21 protein-coding genes and 1 other RNA gene are annotated in these 23,423 nt (G+C 62.5%); 13 read left to right on the top strand and 9 right to left on the bottom strand.

Annotated elements, in window-relative coordinates:
• Positions 1–37 precede the first annotated feature (37 nt).
• Entirely contained in the window at positions 38–3,358 is a 3,321-nt protein-coding gene (locus ENE74_RS00500; protein WP_127688692.1) for a TonB-dependent receptor, read from the top strand.
• Between the two features lie 137 nt (positions 3,359–3,495).
• Here the strand turns inward: ENE74_RS00500 and mtgA are convergent, their stop codons facing one another.
• The 4 genes from mtgA to ENE74_RS00480 form a co-directional block, all read right to left on the bottom strand.
• Positions 3,496–4,218, bottom strand: a complete 723-nt coding sequence (gene mtgA / locus ENE74_RS00495; RefSeq protein ID WP_127688691.1) for a monofunctional biosynthetic peptidoglycan transglycosylase — start codon at positions 4,216–4,218, stop codon at positions 3,496–3,498.
• Positions 4,219–4,273: 55 nt separating this feature from the next.
• On the bottom strand, positions 4,274–5,578 hold the full coding sequence (locus ENE74_RS00490; protein ID WP_127689494.1) for an MFS transporter: 1,305 nt from the start codon (positions 5,576–5,578) through the stop codon (positions 4,274–4,276).
• 139 nt (positions 5,579–5,717) lie between these two features.
• Positions 5,718–6,623, bottom strand: coding sequence for an RNA polymerase sigma factor RpoH (gene rpoH / locus ENE74_RS00485; protein WP_127688690.1), 906 nt, complete (start codon positions 6,621–6,623; stop codon positions 5,718–5,720).
• Between the two features lie 68 nt (positions 6,624–6,691).
• A complete protein-coding gene (locus tag ENE74_RS00480; protein ID WP_127688689.1) occupies positions 6,692–7,651 on the bottom strand; it encodes an RluA family pseudouridine synthase in 960 nt (319 codons plus the stop codon).
• Positions 7,652–7,668: 17 nt separating this feature from the next.
• Here ENE74_RS00480 and ENE74_RS00475 point away from each other — a divergent pair, with 17 nt between their 5' ends.
• From ENE74_RS00475 to ENE74_RS00420, 12 genes are all read left to right on the top strand, one after another.
• Positions 7,669–8,088 carry a M67 family metallopeptidase gene (locus tag ENE74_RS00475; protein ID WP_127688688.1) on the top strand — a complete coding sequence of 140 codons (420 nt, stop codon included), beginning with the start codon at positions 7,669–7,671 and terminating at the stop codon, positions 8,086–8,088.
• Positions 8,089–8,184: 96 nt separating this feature from the next.
• The gene (locus ENE74_RS00470; protein ID WP_127688687.1) at positions 8,185–8,838 is read left to right on the top strand and encodes a histidine phosphotransferase family protein; all 654 of its coding nucleotides are present in this window, start codon (positions 8,185–8,187) and stop codon (positions 8,836–8,838) included.
• A 98-nt stretch (positions 8,839–8,936) separates the two neighbouring features.
• On the top strand, positions 8,937–11,309 hold the full coding sequence (locus ENE74_RS00465; protein ID WP_127688686.1) for a chemotaxis protein CheA: 2,373 nt from the start codon (positions 8,937–8,939) through the stop codon (positions 11,307–11,309).
• On the top strand, positions 11,306–11,746 hold the full coding sequence (locus tag ENE74_RS00460; RefSeq protein WP_127688685.1) for a chemotaxis protein CheW: 441 nt from the start codon (positions 11,306–11,308) through the stop codon (positions 11,744–11,746). Before ENE74_RS00465 ends, ENE74_RS00460 begins: the two co-directional genes overlap by 4 nt.
• Before the next feature lie 89 nt (positions 11,747–11,835).
• Entirely contained in the window at positions 11,836–12,201 is a 366-nt protein-coding gene (locus tag ENE74_RS00455) for a response regulator (protein ID WP_127688684.1), read from the top strand.
• A 69-nt stretch (positions 12,202–12,270) separates the two neighbouring features.
• Positions 12,271–13,347 carry a chemotaxis protein CheB gene (locus tag ENE74_RS00450; RefSeq protein ID WP_127688683.1) on the top strand — a complete coding sequence of 359 codons (1,077 nt, stop codon included), beginning with the start codon at positions 12,271–12,273 and terminating at the stop codon, positions 13,345–13,347.
• Positions 13,344–14,243 carry a CheR family methyltransferase gene (locus ENE74_RS00445; RefSeq protein WP_127688682.1) on the top strand — a complete coding sequence of 300 codons (900 nt, stop codon included), beginning with the start codon at positions 13,344–13,346 and terminating at the stop codon, positions 14,241–14,243. The genes ENE74_RS00450 and ENE74_RS00445 overlap by 4 nt, the downstream gene beginning before the upstream one ends.
• 134 nt (positions 14,244–14,377) lie before the next feature.
• A complete protein-coding gene (locus tag ENE74_RS00440; RefSeq protein WP_241241760.1) occupies positions 14,378–15,223 on the top strand; it encodes a DMT family transporter in 846 nt (281 codons plus the stop codon).
• Positions 15,223–15,918, top strand: a complete 696-nt coding sequence (locus ENE74_RS00435) for an N-acetylmuramoyl-L-alanine amidase (protein ID WP_127688680.1) — start codon at positions 15,223–15,225, stop codon at positions 15,916–15,918. The genes ENE74_RS00440 and ENE74_RS00435 overlap by 1 nt, the downstream gene beginning before the upstream one ends.
• A gap of 28 nt (positions 15,919–15,946) precedes the next feature.
• Positions 15,947–16,342: RNase P RNA component class A (gene rnpB / locus ENE74_RS00430), an RNA gene on the top strand.
• Between the two features lie 57 nt (positions 16,343–16,399).
• A complete protein-coding gene (locus tag ENE74_RS00425; protein WP_127688679.1) occupies positions 16,400–16,957 on the top strand; it encodes a J domain-containing protein in 558 nt (185 codons plus the stop codon).
• Entirely contained in the window at positions 16,954–17,262 is a 309-nt protein-coding gene (locus ENE74_RS00420) for a (2Fe-2S) ferredoxin domain-containing protein (protein WP_127688678.1), read from the top strand. The genes ENE74_RS00425 and ENE74_RS00420 overlap by 4 nt, the downstream gene beginning before the upstream one ends.
• Positions 17,263–17,265: 3 nt before the next feature.
• Here the strand turns inward: ENE74_RS00420 and ENE74_RS00415 are convergent, their stop codons facing one another.
• From ENE74_RS00415 to ENE74_RS00395, 5 genes are all read right to left on the bottom strand, one after another.
• The gene (locus tag ENE74_RS00415) at positions 17,266–18,108 is read right to left on the bottom strand and encodes an AAA family ATPase (RefSeq protein ID WP_127688677.1); all 843 of its coding nucleotides are present in this window, start codon (positions 18,106–18,108) and stop codon (positions 17,266–17,268) included.
• An 81-nt stretch (positions 18,109–18,189) separates the two neighbouring features.
• Positions 18,190–18,858, bottom strand: coding sequence for a DUF6975 family protein (locus ENE74_RS00410; protein WP_127688676.1), 669 nt, complete (start codon positions 18,856–18,858; stop codon positions 18,190–18,192).
• A 163-nt stretch (positions 18,859–19,021) separates the two neighbouring features.
• Positions 19,022–21,070 carry an RNA polymerase sigma factor RpoD gene (gene rpoD / locus ENE74_RS00405; RefSeq protein WP_127688675.1) on the bottom strand — a complete coding sequence of 683 codons (2,049 nt, stop codon included), beginning with the start codon at positions 21,068–21,070 and terminating at the stop codon, positions 19,022–19,024.
• A 34-nt stretch (positions 21,071–21,104) separates the two neighbouring features.
• Positions 21,105–23,006: a DNA primase gene (dnaG, locus tag ENE74_RS00400; RefSeq protein WP_127688674.1), complete on the bottom strand. Its 1,902-nt coding sequence runs from the start codon at positions 23,004–23,006 to the stop codon at positions 21,105–21,107.
• On the bottom strand, positions 22,997–23,356 hold the full coding sequence (locus ENE74_RS00395) for a GIY-YIG nuclease family protein (RefSeq protein WP_127688673.1): 360 nt from the start codon (positions 23,354–23,356) through the stop codon (positions 22,997–22,999). Before ENE74_RS00395 ends, dnaG begins: the two co-directional genes overlap by 10 nt.
• Positions 23,357–23,423 lie beyond the last annotated feature (67 nt).

Here is a 23,423-nt window from a genome sequence, read left to right as displayed (position 1 = left end):
TTGGGGGCGCAGCGGCCAAAGCCAAGGGAACAGGGACATGAGGGACCTCAAGATATTTCTCGCCGCCGGTGCGGCGTCGATCAGCATGGCAATGGCCATCGCGACCCCCGCCTTCGCGCAGGAAACGACGTCGTCGGTGCGCGGCACCGTCACGGCTGATGGTGCGCCAGTTGCCGGCGCAACGGTCGAGATCGTGAACGTCCCGTCAGGCACGACATCGCGCGCAACCACCGATGCCTCGGGTGCGTTCAACGCGTCCGGTCTGCGCGTCGGCGGTCCCTACAGCGTGACCGTCACGGCCGAAGGCTATGACAGTTTCCAGGTGACGGACATCTTCACTGTCGTGTCGCAGCCTTATGAAATCCCGGTCGCCTTGACGAGCGCAGGCGACGCAATCGTCGTGACGGCGTCGCGTGTTGTCGGTGCAGGCACTGTCAGTTCCGGTCCCGCGACCGTCCTGACTTCAGAGGACATCGCGGCCGTTGCATCGGTCAATCGCGATATTCGAGACCTCATGCGCCGCGATCCTTTCGCACGTCTCGATTATGCCGAAGGCTCCGGTCGTGCCGTCTCGTTCGCTGGACAGAACGCCCGTTTTAACCGTTTCTCGGTTGACGGTGTGCCCGTCACAGACAATTTCGGTCTCAACCCCGATGGCCTGCCAACGCGCCGGTCGCCAGTCCCGCTCGACGCGATCGCGCAATTCCAGACCAAGGTCGCGCCGTATGACGTGCGCGAAGGCAATTTTCAGGGCGGCGCCATCAACGCCATTTTGAAATCGGGTACCAACGAGTTTCACGGAACCGGCTTCTACGCCTACTCGTCGGACGAACTGACTGGCAAGGAAACAAAGGCAGGTCCGGGCGTCCCGACCGGCCGTGTAAACTTGCCCAACTTCAGATATGAAAACTATGGTGCGGAAATTTCCGGACCGATCATCAAGGATCGCCTGTTTTTCATGATTGCGGGCGAGCGTATTCGGGCAGGAACGCCGATCGCTGAAGGTACACCAAGCGACAACGCTGGTACGGTGATTCCGAACCTGACTGATGCTGCCGTTGCCCAGATTCAGCAGATTGCCCAGTCGCGCTACAATTACGATACCGGCGGCGTTCTCAACGATTCCGCCGACAGCGACGATCGCTTGGTTGCTCGTCTCGACGCCAACCTGTCAGACACGCAGCGTGCCTCGCTGACCTACATCTACACCAAAGACTCGATCCAGTTTAACCAGAACACCTTCGCCACGGGCTCGACCGGGCTGGGTCTGGAATCGAACGGCTATATTTCGTCGAACGAGCTGCATACTGGCGTTTTCCAGCTCAACTCCGAATGGAGCGACGATTTCTCGACCGAAGTGCGCGCCTTCTACAAGGACTACAAGCGCGGCCAGGATCCCATCCTGGGTCGTGGTTTTGCTCAGTTCCAGGTCTGCACCGCACCAACGTCTGACCGCACCAATCCCGGAGCGGCAGGTGACGGCGCTTCCACCGCTTGCGCACCGGGCTTCGCTTCGGTGACGTTCGGGCCGGATATCTCGCGTCAGTCGAACGCCCTGAACAGCCGCACTTACGGTGGTCTTGTGCAGGCGCGTCTGAACCGCGACGACCATGATCTGCGCATTTTCGCTGATTTCCAGGATACCAAGATTTTCAATCTGTTCCTTCAGCGTACGGCTGGCGACTATTACTTCGACTCGATCGCCGATTTCCAGGCGGGCAACGCCCAACGCCTGCGGTATCAAAATGCGGTGCCGTCGCTCGATCCGGCAGATGCCGCCGCACAGTTCAGCTATCAATCGTACAGCTTCGGCATACAGGATACTTGGCGCATCAGTGACATGCTCACCCTGTCTTATGGCGCGCGTTACGACATGTTTGGCGGCAGCAGCCGTCCTGCCCTCAACCAGGCCTTCACCAACCGTTACGGCTTCACCAATCAGGCCTACATCAACGGCCGCGGCGTGTTCCAGCCGCGTATCGGTTTCGATTTCAAGCCATCGAGCCAGCTGGTCATTCGTGGCGGGGTCGGTATCTTCTCCGGCGGGTCGCCGGACGTTTATGTCTCGAACAGCTTCTCCAATACGGGTTTCCTGTCAAACCTGATCGATATCCGGCGTAACAACAACGGAACGATTACCGGTACGACGGCTGCGAATGGCGATGCGATCCTGAACAATGTTAACGGCGCGACCATTCCTGCCGCCGCGAATTCCGTACTGACGAGCGTCGCGTCGTCTGCCACGGCGCCCACCAACGCGCTGGCGCCGAATTTCCGGGTTCCGTCGCAGTGGCGTGGCACCTTGTCGGCGGATTACACGCCGGATGCTGGCAGCTTCCTCGGCAGCGGCTGGCGCTTCGGGGCGGACCTTTTCTACTCGGCGGTCCGCAACCAAGTGTTCTTCACCGACCTGCGCGTCACCCCCACGTCGTCGCGTACGCCGGATGGTCGTGTACGCTATGCATCGCTAACAACCTTTGCCGACACCAACTCTGACCTGTTCCTGACCAACACGAAAAAGGGCCGCAGCTACATTGCAGTTGCCCGTGTCGATAAGTCGTTTGACTTTGGTCTTGACCTGAACGCCAGCTACACGTGGCAGGACATCAAGGATCAGGCACCTGCGACATCATCCACTGCGTCATCCAACTATGGTAACGGCGCCTTCCTCGATGCGAACGGTGCGGCCTATGGTACGTCGAACGATGAAGTTAAGCATAATTTCAAATATACAGTGACGTTCAAGCGGGCGTTTTTCGGCGACTACAATACGACGCTATCGCTGTTCGGTGAAACGCGGATCGGCCGTCCGTACAGCTATACGTTCCAGGACGTGTCGAACGCGCGCAGCGGCATATTCGGGACGATCGGCTCCAATTCGCGCTATCTGATGTATGTGCCGACATCGACCAACGATCCGCTTGTCTCCTATGATACGCCCGCCACGCAGGCCTATCTGGACAATCTCATCAATACGACGGGTCTGGGCAAGTTCCGCGGCAAGATTGCACCGCGCAACGCCTTCAACGCCAAGTGGTTCACGAAAATCGATTTGCACTTCGATCAGGAAATTCCGACCGGGCTCGGGGATTCGCGCATCACGGTGTTTGCGGATATCGAAAACTTCACGAACTTCCTCAACAAGAATTGGGGTCAGATTCGCGAATATGCGTTTCCCTACAATGTGATTGCTGTGCGCGCGCAATGTCTGCAGGCACCCGGCGGGGCAGCGGCCACCAGCACGGCGCAGCCTTGCGCGCAATATCGGTATTCGTCGCCAACCGCGACCCCGACCGACACCATCTATTCGCGTCAGTCGCTCTACACGATCCGGATTGGTGCGCGATTCAGCTTCTGATCCTGCGATCAGTCGGAAAAAAAGAAAGGGGGGTGCGCCTTGTCGGGCGCGCCCCCTTTCCTGTTGGATATGTTGGAAAGCCAGGATTTCTGCGGGTTTCAACGCCGCAACTTACGCAACTTATGCCTTGCCGCACCTCATCGCAGACAGGCGTCAAGCCCCTCGCGCTGCACCACGCCGATCCGCGCGGCGATGCTGTTGCCATAGCGGCGGGTGAAGCCCTTCGGGGCAATCGCGCCGCGCTTCTTGGGCAGCGGCAGGATGGCGGCGATCCGCGCCGCTTCCGTCCGCGTGAGGCGGCTGGCGTCATGCCCAAAATAGCGCATGGCCCCCGCATTGGCCCCATAAGTCCCGATGCCCGTCTCTGCGACGTTCAGATAGACTTCCATGATCCGCCGTTTGCCCCACAGCATCTCGATCAACACGGTGAACCACGCCTCCAGCCCCTTGCGGACGAACCCGCCGCCCTGCCACAGAAACACATTTTTGGCGGTCTGCTGGCTGATCGTCGATCCGCCTCTTATCTTGCCGCCGCTGGCGTTGTGACGCATCGCCTTGGCGATCGCCAGCGCGTCGAAGCCGTGATGCGAACAGAATTTGCCATCCTCCGCGGCGATGGCTGCCCGCGCCATATCCGGGTCGATCTCCGAAAGGCTCATCCAGTCCTTCGTCATCCCGCGACTGTCGAACAGCATCGTCAGCGTGACGGGCGGCGGCACGAAACGGAACAGCGCGACCGGCAACAGCGACAGCGCGATAAAGCCGATGCCGGTCTTCAGCAGGAGGCGACGCCAGCGGCGCGGATTGCGGGGCGCGGCGGCGGGCGGCGGCGGGGCCGGGCGTTGCACGGATGTGTCCATAGGGGGATGCTAACGCGCACCGTCGCGCCCGTCATCCCTCTAATCGGGCCTCTAATCAGGCGGGCATCGGTGCGCCGGTAACAGCCTTGGGGCGGACTGGCCCCGGCAATGACAGCACCGCCAGCGCCGCGATCCAGCACAGCAGCCCGGCGATGAAGAACGCGGGCAGATAGCTGGCGAGATAGGTGCGCGACAGTCCCCCGCCCCAGGCGGCCATAGCGGCGCCGATCTGATGGCCCGCGAATATCCATCCGAACACGATGTTCGCCCGCGCCGGCCCAAAGCGTTCCACCGTCAGCCGGATCGTGGGCGGCACCGTCGCCACCCAGTCCAGCCCATAGAAGATCGCGAACAGCGAAAGCGCATACCAGGAAAAGCCGGTAAACGGCAGGATCACCAGCGACAGACCGCGCAGCGCATAATAAGCGAACAGCAGCCGCCGGTTGTCGAACCGGTCCGAAAGCCAGCCCGAACCGACCGTGCCGATGAAGTCGAACAGGCCCATCATCGCCAGCATCCCGGCCGCCATCGTCGCGGCAAGGCCATAGTCGCCGCACATGGCGATGAAATGGGTCTGGATGAGGCCATTGGTGCTCGCCCCGCATACGAAGAAGGTGCCGAACAGCACCCAGAAAGCGCGCGTCGCGGCCGCTTCCCGCAGAGCGACCAGCGGCGCCAGCATCGCCGTGCCCAGGCTGCTGCTGTCCACCGGCGCAGGCACCACCGCGTCACCGCCATAGGGGGGCAGCGCCATATCGGCAGGTCGGTCGCGCATCAGCAGCATCACCGCGCCCGCCGCCAATGCCAGAACCCCACAGACAAGGCCCAGCGCCATCCGCCAGCCATAGCTGTCCGTCAGGGCCGCCAGCAGCGGCATGAACACAAGCTGCCCCGTCGCCGTGCTGGCGGAGAGCAGGCCGACCACCAGCCCGCGGCGCTTGTCGAACCAGCGTGTCGAGACCGTGGCACTCAGCACGACTGCGGTCATCCCCGTGCCCAGCCCCACGACCACGCCCCACAGCATCACCAGATGCCACAGGTCCGTCATGCCGAGCGACAGCAGCAGCCCGCCGGTCACGATGCCCAGCGCGATCAGCATGATCCGGCGGACGCCATAGCGGTTCATCATCGCTGCCGCGAAAGGCCCCATCAGGCCGAACAGGGCAAAGCGGATCGCCAGCGCCCCGGATATGTCCGCCGCGCTCCAGCCATATTCGCGTTGCAGCGGCACGATGAACACGCCCGGCGCACCGACGGCTCCGGCCATCACCAGCATCGTCAGAAAGGTGACGCTGGCGACCACCCAGCCATAATGGATGCCGCGCGGCGCAAGGCGGCGGGAGAGGGCGGTGGACAGCATGAAGCCTTCATCGCCCATCGATGGCGGTTCGCCAAGGGCCAGTTGCAGGCAACTGGCCGCCGCTGCCATTGCCCGAAGCACGAAAAAGGGTGCCGACCAAAGTCGGCACCCTCCGTAAGTTCATGCGTATCGCTACGGCTCAGATCGCGGCGAGCCGCAGCCTGTCTCCGGCAATCCGCATCATCGCCTTTTGCAGCTTCTCGAACGCGCGCACTTCGATCTGGCGCACCCGCTCGCGCGAAACGCCATAGACCTGGCTCAAGTCTTCCAGGGTCTTCGGCTCTTCGGCCAGACGGCGTTCGGCCAGAATGTGTTTTTCGCGATCGTTGAGATCACGCATCGCCTCGATCAGCATCGCATGACGCATGTCGCGCTCCTGCGCATCGGCGACGCGCTCGTCCTGCAACGGGTCGCTATCCTGCAACCAGTCCTGCCACTGGCCTTCGCCGTCCTCACGCAGCGGCACGTTGAGCGACGTGTCCCCGCCCATCGCCATGCGACGGTTCATGCTGACGACATCCTCTTCGGACACGCCGAGCTTGGTGGCGATGTGCGTCACATCCTCGGGGCGCAGATCGCCGTCCTCGAACGCCTCGATGTTGTTCTTCATCCGGCGCAGGTTGAAGAACAGCTTTTTCTGCGACGCCGTGGTCCCCATCTTCACCAGGCTCCACGAGCGCAGGATGAACTCCTGGATCGACGCGCGAATCCACCACATGGCATATGTCGCGAGCCGGAAACCACGCTCCGGCTCGAACTTCTTCACGCCCTGCATCAGGCCGATGTTGCCTTCGGAAATCAGCTCGCTGACGGGCAGGCCATAGCCGCGATAGCCCATCGCGATCTTCGCCACGAGGCGCAGATGCGATGTGACGAGTTGCGCCGCGGCCTCGGGGTCCTGATGCTCGGCATAGCGTTTCGCCAGCATATATTCCTGTTCGGGTGCCAGGATCGGAAACTTCCGGATTTCGCTGAGATAGCGATTGAGGCTGGCATCACCGCCCAGCGCCGGAATCGTCGCGGGAACATTGCTTCCCTTTGGCATGACAATATCCTTCCTTTCCGTATCGCGGACCCTCCAGAGGCATCCGGGACACTGTTGCACATTGGAACCTAGATTACGCGAAGCTGGCTTAACAGTTCCTGCATGTCAGCCGGGATTCGGCTTTCAAAGGCCAAAGCATTTCTGCTTACGGGATGGATAAACCCCAGCGTGCGCGCGTGCAATGCCTGACGATTGAAACCCAGCGTTTCGAGTATCGATTTGAAATGTTTTTTCGACTTACTGTAAACGGGATCGCCGATCAGCGGATGACCGATATGGGCCATATGCACGCGCACCTGATGCGTCCGGCCCGTTTCCAGCCGACATTCAACCAGTGCCGAATCGCGCAGTTTCTCCAGCATGCGGTAATGCGTCACCGCATGCTTCCCGCGTCCTTCGGGCTGCACCGCCATCTTCTTGCGATCGCTGTCGGACCGGCCAATCCACTGATCGACCGTGCCCGCCGGGGGAACGGGGCGACCGCTGACGATCGCGGCATAGCGGCGCGCGATGCTGTGGTCCTTGAACTGCCGGGCCAGCCCCTCATGGGCGATGTCATTCTTGGCCGCGACGATCAGGCCGGACGTGTCCTTGTCGATACGGTGGACGATGCCGGGGCGCGCCACCCCTCCGATGCCGGACAATTGCCCCGCGCAATGATGCAGCAGCGCGTTGACAAGCGTACCATCGGCGTTGCCAGCCGCGGGATGGACGACCATGCCTGCGGGCTTGTCGATGACGATCAGGTCAGCGTCTTCATAGACGACGTTGAGGGCGATTGCCTGCGGTCGTGCCGTCGCCTCGGCGGGAGGCGGCACATGCAGCGCGAACCGATCGCCGCCCGCTACCTTCAGCGCAGGATCGGTCATCGCACGACCATCGGGGGTCATCACCTGGCCTTCCAGAATCAGCGCCTTGATGCGCTCGCGCGAAAGGTCGGGCACCACGGCGGACAGCGCCTTGTCCAGCCGTGCGCCGGAAAGGGCGTCGGCGATGGTGGCGTTGATGGTGGAAAGCCCCGGCAGCATGGACTAGCAATGTGGGGATGAGCGTGCGTTTATCAAGTTTGCTGCATGATCGCCTGATCGCCAGCGCGCGCGCCGCAGCGGGCGAGGAAATATGCGGCCTGCTGCTCGGCACGCGGGATGCGATCGCCGATATCGTCCCGGCCGCCAATGTCGCGCGCGACCGCGCGCGCCGGTTCGAGATCGATCCCGCAACGCTGCTCGCCGCGCACCGTTCGGCACGGCAGGGCGGACGGGCCGTGATCGGCCATTATCATTCGCATCCGCAAGGCAATCCGGTGCCGTCGCCGACAGACGCGGCGCAGGCCTTGCCGGACGGTCAGTTCTGGCTCGTGATCGCAAGCGGCGGCATGCGCCTTTGGCAGGCGGGGGAGGGCGGTCTGCACGATCGCTTCGTGGAGCGACAGCTGATCGTGGAGGGACAGGCGCTCGACGCGTGACGTCACATCATCGCTTGCATCGCCGTACGCGGGGCGGCAAGAGGCAGGGCTGTTTCGTCCCTTCGTACTTTGTCGGTTACGCCGGAAAGCCCTTGCATGACTGATCTGCCCAACGACCAGAGCCTAGAGTTTGCGGCGCTGCTGTGTTCGCGCCTGTGCCATGATTTGCTCAGCCCCGTCGGCGCGCTAAACAACGGGCTGGAACTGATGGCGGACGAGACTGACCCGGAAATGCGCCAGCGCTGTCTGGAATTGCTGGCTGACAGCGCCCGGACATCCGCCAACAAGCTCAAATTCTTCCGCCTCGCCTTCGGTTCGGCCGGGGGCTATGGCGACAGCGTGCCTGCCAGCGAGACCTTGACGGCGATCGAGGGCATGTTCGCCGCCAACGGGCGAGTCAAGATCGGCTGGATGGTTGCCGACGACAGCCTGCCCAAGCCGGCCGCCAAGATATTGCTCAACCTTGCGCTCATCGCCGGGGATGCACTGGTGCGGGGCGGTCAACTTGACATCGGGGCGGAACGCCGGGCTGATGTGACCGAATTGGTCGTTCGCGCTGAAGGGCCGAAAGTCATTCTCGATCCCGAGCTGCGCGGGGCGCTCGGCGGCACACTTGCGGCCGACGCCCTGTCGGCGCGCACGGCGGCGGCCTGGATGATCCGTACCCTCGTCGTACGCGCTGGCGGCGACATCATGCTGTCCCAGCCGGGCGATCCGGTCCTGCTGTTCGGCGCCAGTCTTCCGGGCTGAGGGCTGCTGGCCAAATGGCTGAAAGTCCGCAGTTTTAACGCGGTCTTAACCATCCCTGCCCGATGATGCGCGCCACGTGCTGGCATCGGACGGGGCAAATGGACGAACTACTGGGCGAATTCATTTCCGAAACGCAGGAAACGCTTGAGGCGCTCGCCGGTGTCGTCGTCGCGTGGGAAGCCGATCCGTCCGATCGCGATCGTCTCGATGCGATTTTTCGGTTCTTCCATACCGTCAAGGGAAGCTGCGGGTTCCTCAATCTGCCGCGGTTCGAACGGCTCAGCCACGCCGCCGAAGATGTGCTGTCGGATGTTCGCGCCGATCGTCGCACGGCCGATCCGGCGACCGTGAGTGCCGTTCTGGCGGTTATGGATCGTATCGGCGAACTGGCGGAAGCCGTGGCCTCGGGTGCCTCGCTTGCGAACGAGGATGACGATATGTTGATCGCGGCGCTGCGGGCCGTGGACGCACCGCCCGTCGTCGAAACGCCCGTCGCCGCAGCAGCGCCGCAGCGTCGCGAAAATGCGGCTGGCGGCATGCGTACCATACGCTTGCCTCTCACGCTGATCGATCAGCTGATGAACGGCGTGTCGGACATGGTTCTTGCCCGCAACGAGCTTTCGCGCAAGCTGCGCGAGCGGACATCGGACCCGGAACTGGACAGCGCGTTCGAGCGGCTGTCTGCCTGCGTTGCGGACATGCGCGACGTCATTTCCAAGACCCGGATGCAGCGTGTTGACCGCTTGTTCGCCGCTGTCCCGCGCATGGTTCGCGACCTGTGCCGGGATCTCGGCAAACGCATTGAGCTGGATATGGAAGGCGGCGATGTCGAGATGGACCGCGAGATGGTCGAGATGGTGGTCGATCCGCTGACACATATCGTGCGCAACAGCATCGATCACGGCATCGAGACTCCGGCCGAACGGGTGCAGGCAGGTAAGCCGGAGGCGGGTCTGCTGCGCCTCGTCGCCCGTCAGTCGGGCAATCAGATCGTCATAGAGATCAGCGACGACGGGCGGGGTATCGATACCGCCCGGCTGGTCCGCAAGGCGCTTGAAAGCGGCGCGATCACGGCCGATGTCGCCGCGCGCATGACCGAAGAGGAACGGCTGGACCTGATCTTCCATCCCGGCCTGTCGACCGCGCGCGAAGTGTCGGCAATTTCGGGGCGCGGGGTCGGCATGGACATCGTGCGGGCCAATGTAGAACGGATCGGCGGCGTGATCGCCATCGACAATCGCCCCGGACAGGGTTTGAGCATCATCCTGCGCGTCCCACTCACGTTGACCATCATTCCCGGCTTGATCGTGCGTGCTGGCGGGCAGCAATTTGCCATTCCGCGTGCCGCGATTGTCGAGATTCTGCACGAAAACAATGAAATGCTGTCGATCACCCGGGTTGGCGGCGCATGTATCGCGACCATCCGCAACATCCGCCACGCGATGATCGAACTGGAGGACGTCCTCGGCCTGCCGCGCGCCGAAATGCACGGTCCGCGGACGATCATGGTGGTCCGTTCTTCGTCCGGGATACCCTTTGCCATGGCCGTCGGCAGTGTGGACAATCATGAGGAGCTGGTTATCCGGCCCGCCTCACCCGTCGTCATGATGGCGGGAGTCTATGCGGGCATGACCCTGCCGGACAATGGTCGGCCGATGCTGCTGCTCGATGCCGCTGGCCTCGCCAATGCCGCCGGTTTGTCGCTTGCGGCCGACAATGGCGGATTGGCCGCGCCGGACCATGATCGACAAGCGGAAGCCGGCCCAGAGATGATCCGTGCTTTGCGGTTTCGGGAGCTTGGCGGCGAGGAGCGGCTGCTCCGCCTGTCGCTTGTCGAGCGAGTCGAAGACATCGATGCAGCCCGCTTCGGCATGTCTGCGGGCCGCGCGTTCGTGCGGGTGGACGATCGCCTTCTGTGGGTCGCGAACGGCCATCACCGGTTCGATACCGATCGCGTCACGGCCCTGCGATTGCGCGACGGTGACCGGGAAATATGCTATCCCGTAGGCCGCGTGATCGACATCGTAGAAATGCCCACTGTCCCGGACATGCGCCTGTCCGACGGGCCGATCAGCGGGGTCACCGTGATCGATGGCATCCACCTCGAAATCCTCGATCCCTTCGTTCTGTTCGCGGCGATGCCACATGATCCGGTGAGGGATGACGCACCGCCCCGCTGTGTTCTGGCGGAAGGGGACGACCCTTGGGCGCGGGAGATGCTTGCACCGCTTTTGCAGCAGGCGGGATATGATGTCGTTATCGGCCTGCCTGAGGATGCACCGCTAAGGCCCGATGATGTCGTGGTCAGCGTGGGTTCGGGCGCCACCGATTGCCTTCCGCAAAGCCATCCGGTGGTCAGGCTGCGCTCTGCGCCACGGCCTTCTGGCGTCAACGATCCGACCATCTATCGTTATGACAGCGCCGCTCTGATGGCGGCGATCGAAACCATCCGCAAGGACCGTGCCGCATGACTGATCCCCTCTATCTGTTCGCGCGCGTCGCCGGAACCCCGATCGCGGTGCGGTCGGAAGACGTCGAAGCGGTCGTGCGCTTCGCCGACATTTCACCCGTGCCGGGCATGCCGCGTCATATTGCCGGGCTTTCCGCATTGCGCAGCCGCGTTCTGACCATGATCGACATCGCCGCGCTGATCGACGACCGGTCGGCGTCGCGCCTGCAAGGCCAGCTTGCCATCGTCGCCGACATCAGCGGCCACAGCTACGGCCTCATCGTCGAATCCGTCAGCGATATCTGCGCGGTGCAGCAGGCCCCGCTGCCTCTCCACAGTCCGTTGTCGCCAGCCTGGGCGCCGTTCGTCCAGGCCATTGTGGAAAATGAAGGCACGGCGCATCTGCTGGTATCTCTGGCCAGTTTCATAGACCCTGCGTTGACGGCACAGGCCGCGTAAATCTTTTTCAATCAGCCATTTACCAATCGCTCAGCTTTAGGCGCTAAGGCATTGCTGCGTGGGAAGCGCCGGAAAAGGGTCCTAAACTGATGAAAAACTGCCTCGTCGTCGATGACTCGAAAGTCATTCGCAAGGTCGCTCGGCACATATTGGAGTCGCTCGACATCCACGTGACGGAGGCTTGTGACGGCCGCGACGCCCTTACGCAGTGCGAAGCGTCGCTGCCCGATGTCGTTCTTCTCGACTGGAACATGCCCGTGATGAGCGGGATGGAATTCCTCCAGGAACTGTCCAAGACGAAGCTCGACGCGCGACCGAAAGTCATTTTCTGCACGACGGAAAATGGCTTGGGACATATCAAGGCGGCGGTTGAGGCCGGTGCCGACGAATATGTGATGAAACCGTTCGATCGTGACACGCTCGAAAGCAAGCTCCAGATCGTGGGAGTCATCTGACCTTTTCCTCATGCGCACAGGAGGCGTCGTCTCCTCAACTTGTCACGTTCGCCTGAAGGTTTTTTGCAGATGTTCGCTCGCAGTGAGGCTACCGTCAGATCAGGGAAGGAAGGGCGTCAGCATCGTGTGCTGATCGTCGATGATTCCGTGGTCGCGCGTACCGTGCTCGAACGTATCCTGGCCGCGCACGAGGATTTCGTCGTCGTCGGAAAGACCAGCAACGCGCAGCAAGCGTTGACCGTTCTGGCGCAGGTCAGTGTCGATCTTGTCCTGCTCGATGTCGAGATGCCGGGGCAAAGCGGCATCGTTGCCCTGCCTTCGATCCTGTCAGCGGGCAATGGTGCAAAGGTCATCATCCTGTCCGGCGCGTGCGAGGAAGGCAGCGCCGTCGCCGTCGAAGCCCTTGCGATCGGCGCGAGCGACATTCTTTCGAAGCCGACCCACGGATCTTTCGGCGACCAGTTTGCCCGTGCGCTGCTGGGGCGGATCGCGCGTATCGTGGGCGTCGAAAATGAAGATGGCACGGAGCAGACCATTCAGTTGCGCGATGCGACCGGGCGTCGGCGCCTCTCCTGTCTGGGCGTTGGTGCATCGACCGGCGGCATTCATGCGCTTGGCCAATTGTTTGCGGGCATGACGGAAACCGTCGGCGTTCCGATCCTGCTGACGCAGCATCTTCCGGCCAGCTTCATTTCCTATTTCGCGGCGCAGCTTGGTCGCATGACGTCGCTGCCGGTCAAGGTCGCCGAAGAGGGCGAGATATTGCGCCCCGATCATGTTTACGTCGCGCCGGGCGAAGCCAATCTGGGGTGCCGCCGCAACTGGGGTGGGCAGATCGCCGTCGCCCTGTCGCCCGACCGCACGCCGCTCAGCGCATTGCCGGCCGTCGATCCGATGTTCATGAGCATCGCCCGCTGTTACGGCGATGGTGCCGCGGGCATCGTGCTCACGGGCATGGGGCGTGACGGTTCGCTTGGCGCCGCACATATCGTCGATGGCGGTGGCATTGTCATCGCCCAGGATGAAGCCAGCAGCGTCGTGTGGGGCATGCCCGGATCGGTGGCCCGGTCGGGCCTCGCCGCCGCATTATTGCCGCCGGAGAAGATCATGCCCTATCTCAGTCATCAGATTGCCCCCGTGGCATGAGCGATGGGGTAGCACGGGCGGCGGTGGCCGAGACCAGCCGTACCAGCTTCACCAGCGCGATGCGGGTGTTGGCGGGCCTCCTCGAATCGCGCACGGGCCAGATTCTCGCCGAAAACCGGATATGGCGCATCGAAACCGCGCTCAAGCCGGTCCTGCGGGCCAATGCCTTGCCTGATCTTGAAGCATTGGTCGCGCGGTTGCTGTCGGGAACCGAACGGCAATTGAGCGACGACGTCGTCAACGCGCTTCTCAACAACGAAAGCAGCTTCTTTCGCGATCTCCAGACGTTCGACATGATCGCGCGGGAATTGCTGCCCCATATGCAACAGACTCGCAGCGAGCGGGTGTTGCGTATCTGGTGTGCCGGTTGCTCGACCGGACAGGAAGCCTATTCGCTGGCGATGCAGTTCCGCAAGGATCAGGATCGCTGGCAGGGCTGGCGTATCAGCATATTGGCGACCGACATTTCCACCGCCGCGGTCGCGCGCGCCAAATCCGGCATTTTCTCGCAGATCGATGTTCAGCGTGGCCTCGCGATCACCGACCTGCTGCGATTTTTCGAACCTGTCGGCGATGATTGGAAAGCCAATGACGACCTGCGGCGGATGATCGATTTCCGGGTCGACAATCTGTTCGACCCGCAAGTGCCGGGTGGCCATTACGACCTGATCCTGTGCCGTAACGTCCTTCTCTATTTCTCGCTGGACATGCGGCGGAAGGCATTTCAGCGCCTCGCGCAATATAGCCGGTCCGGCGGCTATCTTCTGCTGGGTGCCGGCGAAACGGTGATCGGCCAGACAGAGGAGTTCGCGTCCAGCCGGGATTTCCGCGGCAGCTATGAGCGCCGTGGCGGTCCGGGTGAAATAGCCGAACAGCCGATCCGTCGCGCGCGCTGATAGTCGCTGCGTTACCGACGATTATGCGTTAGGGCGAAGCTATGCCTTCGCCTGCCTCCCCCAATATACCGCCTGCACCACCCGTACATGTCGAGCGGCCGTTCGACCTGCGGGATTGGGTCCTTATCGCCCTGATGACTGTGACATGGGGGCTGAACGTGATTGCGGTGAAGCTGGCCCTGCAACTCACCTCGCCGCTGACGGCCGCCTTTCTGCGGCAGGCGATCGTGGCGGTGTTATGCCTGCCGTTCCTGCGCTTCGTGCCGGGGCGGATGCGCGTCATTCCACTCTATGCCGTGCTGGCGGGTGCGTTATTCTACATACCGATCAACATGGCGCTCGCCATTTCGGACAATGTCGGCGCGCTCGTCATCGCGGGGCAGATGGGCGCGCCGTTTGCGGTGCTCCTTTCGGTGCTGTTCCTGGGCGAAAAAATCCGGCTGCCGCGTGTCATGGGGCTGTTCCTGGCTTTTACCGGGGTCATGCTCGTCGGGTTCGATCCCGCTGCCATCCACGAACTCCCCGGCCTTGCATTGATGGCCGGTTCGTCCCTGATCTGGGCGGTGGGCTCATTGATGACGCGCCAGATGGCTGACGTGCGCGTGGCGACGCTGTTCGCGTGGCTCGGTCTGGCTGGGGTGATGATTCTGGGGCCGCTCGCGCTGATATTCGAGCGTGAGGCCATGGCCGGAATCGTCGCAATGCCTGCGCTGGCCTGGCTGTGGATCGGCTTCTCCGCCATCGGTTCGACAATCATCGGGCATGGCGGCCTGTCGATCCTGGTGCAGCGGCATCCGATCGGGGCCGTCATGCCCTACACCTTGATTGCGCCGATACTCTCCGTCATTGTCTCCTACGTCATATTTGACACGCCGATCACGGGAATGATGATGCTGGGTGGAGTGTTCGTGCTTGTGGGCGTAGCGGTCATCACGATCCGTACCGCGAAACGGGGCCAGATGATCGAGACACCGTCGTGATGTACAGCGGCATCATCGAAACGCCTTCTCCCAATTTCGATGACCGCAAGGCGCCGGTTTCGATGCTGGTCCTGCATTATACCGGGATGCCTGATGCAGCGAGCGCGATCAACTGGCTCGCCAATCCGGAATCGAAAGTGTCGGCCCATTATGTCGTGACGGAGGACGGGCAGGTGATCCGCATGGTCGCCGAGGAGAAGCGCGCCTGGCACGCCGGCAAGTCGCACTGGCGCGGCATATCCGACGTCAATTCCGCCAGCATCGGGATAGAGATCGTCAATCCGGGCCATGAATGGGGCTATCGCCCTTTTCCTGAGGTGCAGATGCAAGCGCTAGTTCCGCTGGTGAATGATATTGTGCAGCGATATCGCATCACCCGCGGCAATGTCGTGGGTCACAGCGACATCGCACCGGCGCGCAAGCAGGACCCTGGCGAGCTTTTTCCCTGGCACACATTGGCCCGGCTTCGGCTGGCCCTTCCGCGCCCGACCAAGAACCTCATGGACCCGCACTGGACCGATAGCGGCTTTATGCTCGCGCTCGAACGCTTCGGTTATGACATTACCGATCAGGAGGCGGCCGTCGTTGCCTTCCAGCGCCGCTTTCGCCCGGAAATGATCGACGGGATCATCGACGGCGAATGTCGCGCCATTCTGCTGGCGCTGCTTTTGCCGAAGCCGCGGGGGGATGACTAGCCGGGAAATTGCCGCTAAGGCCGCAATGCCAGGAGGCTGGGCGACCGCGGCATAGCGATATGGCGAGGAAAGTCCGGGCTCCACGAAAAGACGGTGCCAGCTAACGGCTGGCGGAGGCAACTCCAGGGAAAGTGCAACAGAGAGCAGGTCGCGTTTGTCTTAGGACTTGAGGCTTCGGCCGCGTGACAGTGAAAGGGTGCGGTAAGAGCGCACCGCGTCCCCGGCAACGGGCGACGGCATGGTAAACCCCACCGGGAGCAAGACCGAATAGGGACGGCACGGAGCGCAAGTTCCAGGGCATTTTTCGGCTCGATCGTCCGGGTTGGTTGCTTGAGGCCATGAGCGATCATGGTCCTAGATGAATGGTCGCCCAGTTCCGGCTTGCCGGGATGGACAGAACCCGGCTTACAGGCCTCCTGGCATTTGTTTTTCTTTGCCCTGCTTCCTTTCTTTGGCGCGGGGCAACCGCTACATTGGTGCGATGTCCAAAGCCAGACGATCAAATGACTGGGGTTTTCCACGATGGCGCGGCTATGGTTCCGCCCGGGATGCACAGCAGGTGCGCCTGTGCGACCGGCACGGCTGCGAAAAACCTGGGGACTGCCCCGCCCCCAAATCGCCCAACAGCCCGGAACGCTGGTATTTCTGCTCCGAGCATGCCGGGGAGTATAACCGGAACTGGGACTATTTTCAGGGCCTCGACGCCGAAGAGCGTGCCGCACGCGAACAGGCGGAACAGCGCGACGCGGACGGATTCAAGGGCAGCGCCTTTTATGGCTGGGGCGGTCCCGGTGATGGCAGCCGATCGCGTGATGAAATGCGCGCGCTCGCGGTGCTCGAACTGGAAAGCGACGCGGATTTCGAGGCCGTGCGCAAGAGCTGGCGGCGGCTTGCGAAGGAAAATCACCCGGACATCCGGCCCGGAGATGCCGACGCTGCGGCGCGGTTTCAGGCCATCCAGGCGGCCTATGATGTCCTGCGCGTCGCCGAGGAACGACGGACGTGGAAGCCCGACGTCGCGGCAGGGCGTGGCGGGTGAAGAGCCGCGTCCGGTCGAACTGGCAGACCGCCATTCTCGTCTGTCGGAAATGCTCGAAGAAAGTGGATGGCGGCTTCGGCGAGAAGGGTAGGCAGCCGCTTGCCAAGGCGCTCAAGAAGCATCTGGCGCTCAAGAAGGGGCGCAAGGGGCAGGCGGGTATTGTCGAAGTCAGTTGCCTTGGCATCTGCCCCAAGGGCGCAGTGACCGTCGTGAACGGCGCTGCGAGCCGCGACTGGTTACTGGTGAAGCCAGGCGCTGATCTCGATGCATTGACGGAAGAGCTGGGGCTAGTTGCGCCCTCGTGAAGCCTATCCCTTGCGCCGCGCCATGAAGGCGAGGCGTTCGAACATCATCACATCCTGTTCGTTCTTCAACAACGCACCATGCAGCGGCGGAATGGCCTTGCTCGCATCCCGCGATTGCAGGACGTCGAGCGGCAGATCCTCCGCCAGCAGAAGCTTCAGCCAGTCGAGAAGCTCCGACGTCGATGGCTTTTTCTTCAGGCCCGGCACCTCACGGATGTCGTAAAATATGTCCATCGCCTTGTTGACCAAGATTTTCTGGATGCCGGGGAAATGGACATCGATGATCGCCTGCATCGTCTCGCGATCGGGAAAACTGATGTAGTGGAAGAAGCAGCGGCGCAGGAATGCGTCCGGCAATTCCTTTTCGTTGTTCGATGTGATGATGACGATCGGCCGTTCGCGCGCGGCGATGGTCTCGCCGGTCTCGTAGACGTGGAAGGCCATCCGGTCGAGTTCCTGCAACAGGTCGTTGGGAAACTCGATGTCGGCCTTGTCGATCTCGTCGATCAGCAGCACGGGCAATGTGGGTGAGGTGAAGGCCTCCCACAGCTTGCCTTTGCGGATGTAGTTTGCAATGTCGTGGACGCGCGCGTCGCCCAGTTGCCCGTCGCGCAGGCGGGCGACCGCGTCATATTCGTACAGGCCCTGATGCGCCTTGGTCGTCGATTTGATGTTCCATTCGATCAGCGGCGCGCTCATCGCCTTGGCGATTTCCTGGGCCAGCACGGTCTTGCCCGTTCCCGGCTCCCCCTTCACCAGCAAGGGGCGGCGCAGCAACATGGCGGCATTGACCGCGACTTTCAGATCCTGCGTCGCGACATAATCGCGGGTGCCTTCAAAACGCATGGGATGATGTGCTCCGCTATCCTGTAACGGGGACTAGGGAGCGTGCGGGAGTGTGGCAACCCCCTCAGTGGCATTTGCGGATCAGGCGTGGGCGCGGATGCTGGCGCGCGCGGAGAGCAGGTCCCACAGACCGCGATGCTGGCCAAGCAACTGCCGCGCGCCGAATTGCAGCGCGCGGGCGCTGGCCTCGTCGCTGCCGAGGGCATCGGCGACGGACAAGGTCACCGCGTGGGTCGGCAGCATCGAGGGGCGTGGCTCCAGCCCGACCCGTAGTGCCGCCGTTTCGAGGATTTTGCGCACAGCACCCCAATCGATGACCAGCGCGATCGCCGCACCCATGGCACAGCCGCGGCGATCGGACTGTGCCAGCATGTCGAGCGCATGGCGCTGTTGCAGCACGGTCGCGTCGCACTGATCCTGCCCCGCCGTGCTGGGCAAGGGGCCGACGGCGACGGCGACCTGCGTCAGCAAGCTGCGTTCGGCGGTAAAGGCGTCGGCCGCCTGGAGGAGCCAGCTACGGGCGGCATTATCTGCGGTACGGGTCGCGGCATGATCGATTACGCCGGGATGGCGGCCATGCAGCATGCACAGATAATGGGCCGCATCGGCGAGGTTCGCCAGCGATGCGTTGAGCAGCGATCGGCCTGACGGATCGGCGTAAAGATGGGCTGCGGTGCCGTCGGCCGCGACAAGCGCGGCGATGACGTCGCCGACATTGCCTTCTCCATCGCGCGGAACCGCAGACTGCATTGCTTACCCCTGATTGCCCCGTGCCTGCGCCATCGTCTCGGTAGACGCGGCCGCGCGATGCATGTTCGACCGACTGTTACGCAGCCGGGGTAAAGACAGGGTTAAGCCGTCGACATGAAATGGAGGCGCGGCGCACGTCTCGTCGCTGCCACTGCCTACGGCATCACTGGTCGAGGAAGCTGCGCATCTTGCGGCTGCGGCTGGGGTGCTTGAGCTTGCGCAGCGCCTTCGCCTCGATCTGGCGAATGCGTTCGCGCGTCACGCTGAACTGTTGCCCAACTTCCTCCAGCGTATGATCGGTGTTCATGCCGATGCCGAAGCGCATGCGCAGCACACGCTCCTCACGCGGGGTGAGGGACGCCAGCACCCGTGTCACCGTTTCCTTGAGGTTGGCCTGGATCGCCGCATCGACCGGGATGATCGCGTTCTTGTCCTCGATGAAATCGCCCAGATGCGAATCCTCCTCGTCGCCGATCGGCGTTTCGAGGCTGATCGGCTCCTTGGCGATCTTCATCACCTTGCGGACCTTTTCGAGCGGCATGGAAAGGCGTTCGGCCATTTCCTCGGGCGTCGGCTCGCGGCCCTGTTCGTGCAGGAACTGGCGGCTGGTCCGCACCAGCTTGTTGATCGTCTCGATCATGTGCACCGGGATACGAATGGTCCGCGCCTGATCGGCGATCGATCGGGTGATCGCCTGGCGGATCCACCATGTCGCATAGGTCGAGAACTTGTAACCGCGGCGATATTCGAACTTGTCGACGGCCTTCATCAGGCCGATATTGCCTTCCTGAATAAGATCAAGGAATTGCAGGCCGCGGTTGGTATATTTCTTGGCAATGGAAATGACGAGGCGCAGGTTCGCCTCGACCATTTCCTTCTTGGCGATCCGCGCTTCGCGCTCGCCTTTCTGCACCATGTTCACGATGCGACGGAACTCGCTCAATGACATGCCGGTCGCCTGCGCGATTTCGGCGACTTCGACGCGAATGCGATCGACGGCGCGCGTTTCCGCTGCAACGAAGGCTGCCCATTTCTTGTCCAGATTGGCGACGCTCGCCAGCCAGCCGTCGTCCAGCTCGTGGTTCACATAGCGGTCGAGGAAATCCTTGCGCGGCACCTTGTGGCGCTCGGCCAGACGCAGCATCTGCCCGCCCAGCGCCGTCAGGCGGCGGTTATAGGCATAAAGCTGGTCGACCAGATATTCGATCTTCTGCTGGTGGAACTGCACGCTCTCGACTTGCGCGGTCAGGTCCTCGCGCAACTGCTGATATTTTGCTTCCTGTTTCGCCGAATAGCTGTCGCCATTCGCCATGGCATTCAGGCGCTGCGCCTGTTCCTTCGAAAAGGCACGGAAAATCTCGGTGATGGTGGCGAACTTCTCCAGCGCCATCGGCTTGAGCTGCTCTTCCATCTGCGCCAGGCTGAGGGTGTTGTCTTCCTCGTCTTCCTCTTCGACGCGCGGAGCGCGCCGTTCGGTCATCGACTCTTCATCCTCATCCGCATCGGCAGAGGCTTCTTCCGGCTCTTCCTCTTCCTTGAACGTCGGTCCGGCAGTCTTGGCGCTGATTTCGCCGTCATCGTCCTCCGCGCCGTCCTCCAGGCTTTCGGGCGCCGGGTCTTTCGACAGCATGGCGTCGAGATCCAGGATTTCGCGCAACTGCATTTCGCCGTTGTTGAGCGCGGTCGACCATTCGATGATCGCGTTGAATGTCGTCGGGCTTTCGCACAGGCCCAGGATCATGGTGTCCCGCCCGGCCTCGATTCGCTTGGCGATGGCGATTTCGCCTTCGCGGCTCAGCAGTTCGACCGCACCCATTTCGCGCAGGTACATGCGCACGGGATCGTCGGTACGATCGACCGTTTCCTTCTTCTTTTCCGCCACGCGCGACGGCGCGCCGTCCTCGTCCTCGTCCTCTGCCGAATCGACGGTATCGACGTCATCGTCGCGCGCGTCGTCGCCGTCTTCGCTGGCTTCCTCATTCTCGACGATGTTGACGCCCATGTCATTAAGCGCGGACATCACATCCTCGATCTGCTCGGAGGACATCTGGTCCTGCGGCAGGGCATTGTTCAGCTCGTCATAGGTGATGTAGCCGCGCTTCTTGGCGCGCGAGAGCAGCTTCTTGACGGACGCTTCGTTGAGGTCGAGCAGCGGCGCATCGCCGGATTCGGTATCTTCGGTCGGGGTGCCCTTGTTCGCCTTGCTCGCCATGTAATCGCCTTGCTCGTGGGTCCGTTGAGGACCGTCAAATTATGTCTTCGGGCTGCATCAGATCGGCCAGCCGCTGCTGGTGATCCGCTTGCAGTTTCAGCAAGTCCTGCTGCTGTTGCAGGCTTGCCTCGTCCAGTGTTTCCATCGCGCGCCGCGTGGCTTCCGCCAGCGCCGCCTCGATCTCCGGTCCGGCTGCGATCACCCGGATTGCCTCGTCCAGATCGCGGCGTGCGCGAGTCGCGTCGGCGTCTTTTCGGGTAAAGGTGAATGTCAGCGCGTCGGCCCGGAGCAGCCCCTTCGCCCTATTATACAATTCACCTGTCCCCAATATGGTAAGCAGGCCCTCTGTTTCAACACTTTCTTCGCGCCAGACACCCGCCAGCAGCTTTTCCATGATCGCGGCAAGCTGGCGATCGGCAATTCGCAGGGCGGAGAGCACCTCCAGATGCGCGCGTATGCGGTCGGGATACCGCAGCAGGCCGCAGATCATCCCCGCCAGCAGCACGCCTTCGGTGCCCACGGCCCTGATGACCCGCGCCTCGCCAGAAGGCGGTGCGATCGGCGGCTTCCACTGGCCTTTGCTCCATTGTCCCCTTCGGCCGCCCGCGTCCCGCGAATCGCGCCGGGGCAGCGCCTGCCGGGCGCTGCGGGTGAAAAACAGGGCATCGTGCCGCTCGCGAAATGCCTGCACATAATGCGCACGGACATCATTATGCGTCATCGCATCGGTATATTCGGACAGGCGCTGCTTCAACGCCGCGCGCTGTTCGGGCGTTTCGAGCGGACCGGCGGCGACGGCATGGTTCCAAAGGCGATCGACCAGCGGTTCGGCCTGCGTCAGCACAGCCTCGAATGCCGATGCGCCAGCGGTGCGCACCAGATCGTCAGGGTCCTGCCCTTGCGGCAAAGTGGCAAAGGCAAGGCTGTGGCCCGGCCGTAGCAGGGGTAGGGCGCGCATGGCCGCACGGATCGCCGCCTTTTGCCCCGCGGCATCGCCATCGAAGCACAGGATCGGCACTTCGACCATCTTCCACAGCCGTTCGATTTGATGTTCGGTCAGGGCCGTGCCCAGCGGCGCGACGCATTCGCCAAAGCCCGCCTGCGCCAGCGCGACAACGTCCATATAGCCCTCGACCACGATCACCCGGCCCGTCTGGCGGGCGGCGGGGGACGCACGATCGATGTTGTAGAGCGTGCGCCCTTTGTCAAAAAGCGGCGTGTCGGGCGAATTGAGATATTTCGGCTCGCCCGCGCCCAATATGCGTCCGCCAAAGGCAATCACGCGGCCGCGCGGATCGCGAATCGGGATCATCAGGCGGCCCCGGAAGCGATCGTAGCTGTCGCGTTTCCTGGTCTTTTCGCCTTCCGGCTCCGAAGCATCGGGGTCGATCAGCAATCCCGCCTCGATCAGCATCGGATCGCCGAAATCGCGCAACGCGGTTTTCAATCTGGTCCGCGAGTCGGGGGAATAGCCAAAGCCGAAGGCGCGGCGGGTCGCGTCGCTGATCCCGCGCTTGAGCAGATAGGCACGGGCGTCCGCGCCGTCGATGCCGCCAAGCTGCTCCTCGAAAAAGCCCTGCGCAGCCGCCATCACATCGTGCAGTCCCTTGGCCTGTTCCGCGCGCTTGGCGGCGCGGGGATCGGCGGCGGGGATGTCCATGCCTGCGACCGCCGCCAGTTCCTTCACCGCATCCATGAAGGGCAGGCCGCGCTGTTCGGTCATCCACCGGATCGCATCGCCATGCGCGCCGCAGCCGAAACAGTGGTAGAAGCCTTTTTCGTCATTGATCGTGAAACTGGGCGTCTTTTCGTTATGAAAAGGGCAGCACGCCTTATATTCGCGCCCGGCCTTCTGCACCTTGATGCTCTTGCCGATCAGCGTCGACAGCGTGGTACGGGCACGCAGTTCGTCCAGCCATTGCGGGGTCAGGGACATGGTGTGTCGGCAACAACATGAAGGTGAGAGCCACTCTCTCCGTTCGTCCCGAGCGAAGTCGAGGGACGTTCGCGCGGTGGCCGGGCATAATGTGATAAGGCGGCCCAATCCTCACGGATCAAAGCGTCTTTTTTTGCGCGAGACCATGGCTTTATTCGCCGTTCGGTTTCCAGCGCCTCGATGCGACTGGCGAAAGGCTGACACCACATCAAAGTGACCGGACGCCGCTTGCTGGTGTATGCGCAATGACCGCCTGTCTGATGTTCGCCGAAGCGTCGTTCCAGGTCATCGGTATGACCCGTGTAGTAGCGCCCGTCTGCGCATCGGAGGATGTACACCCAAAACGTCATCTGTCGATTATGCCGTAACCTTTGCGGCTGTCGAGCGCGATGCACGAAGTCCCTCGACTTCGCTCGG

This window comes from Sphingobium algorifonticola, from assembly GCF_004005485.1.
Taxonomy (GTDB): domain Bacteria; phylum Pseudomonadota; class Alphaproteobacteria; order Sphingomonadales; family Sphingomonadaceae; genus Sphingobium; species Sphingobium algorifonticola.
The sequence above is the reverse complement of the archived record's forward strand: the minus strand, read 5'-3'. Positions and strand labels throughout refer to the sequence as shown.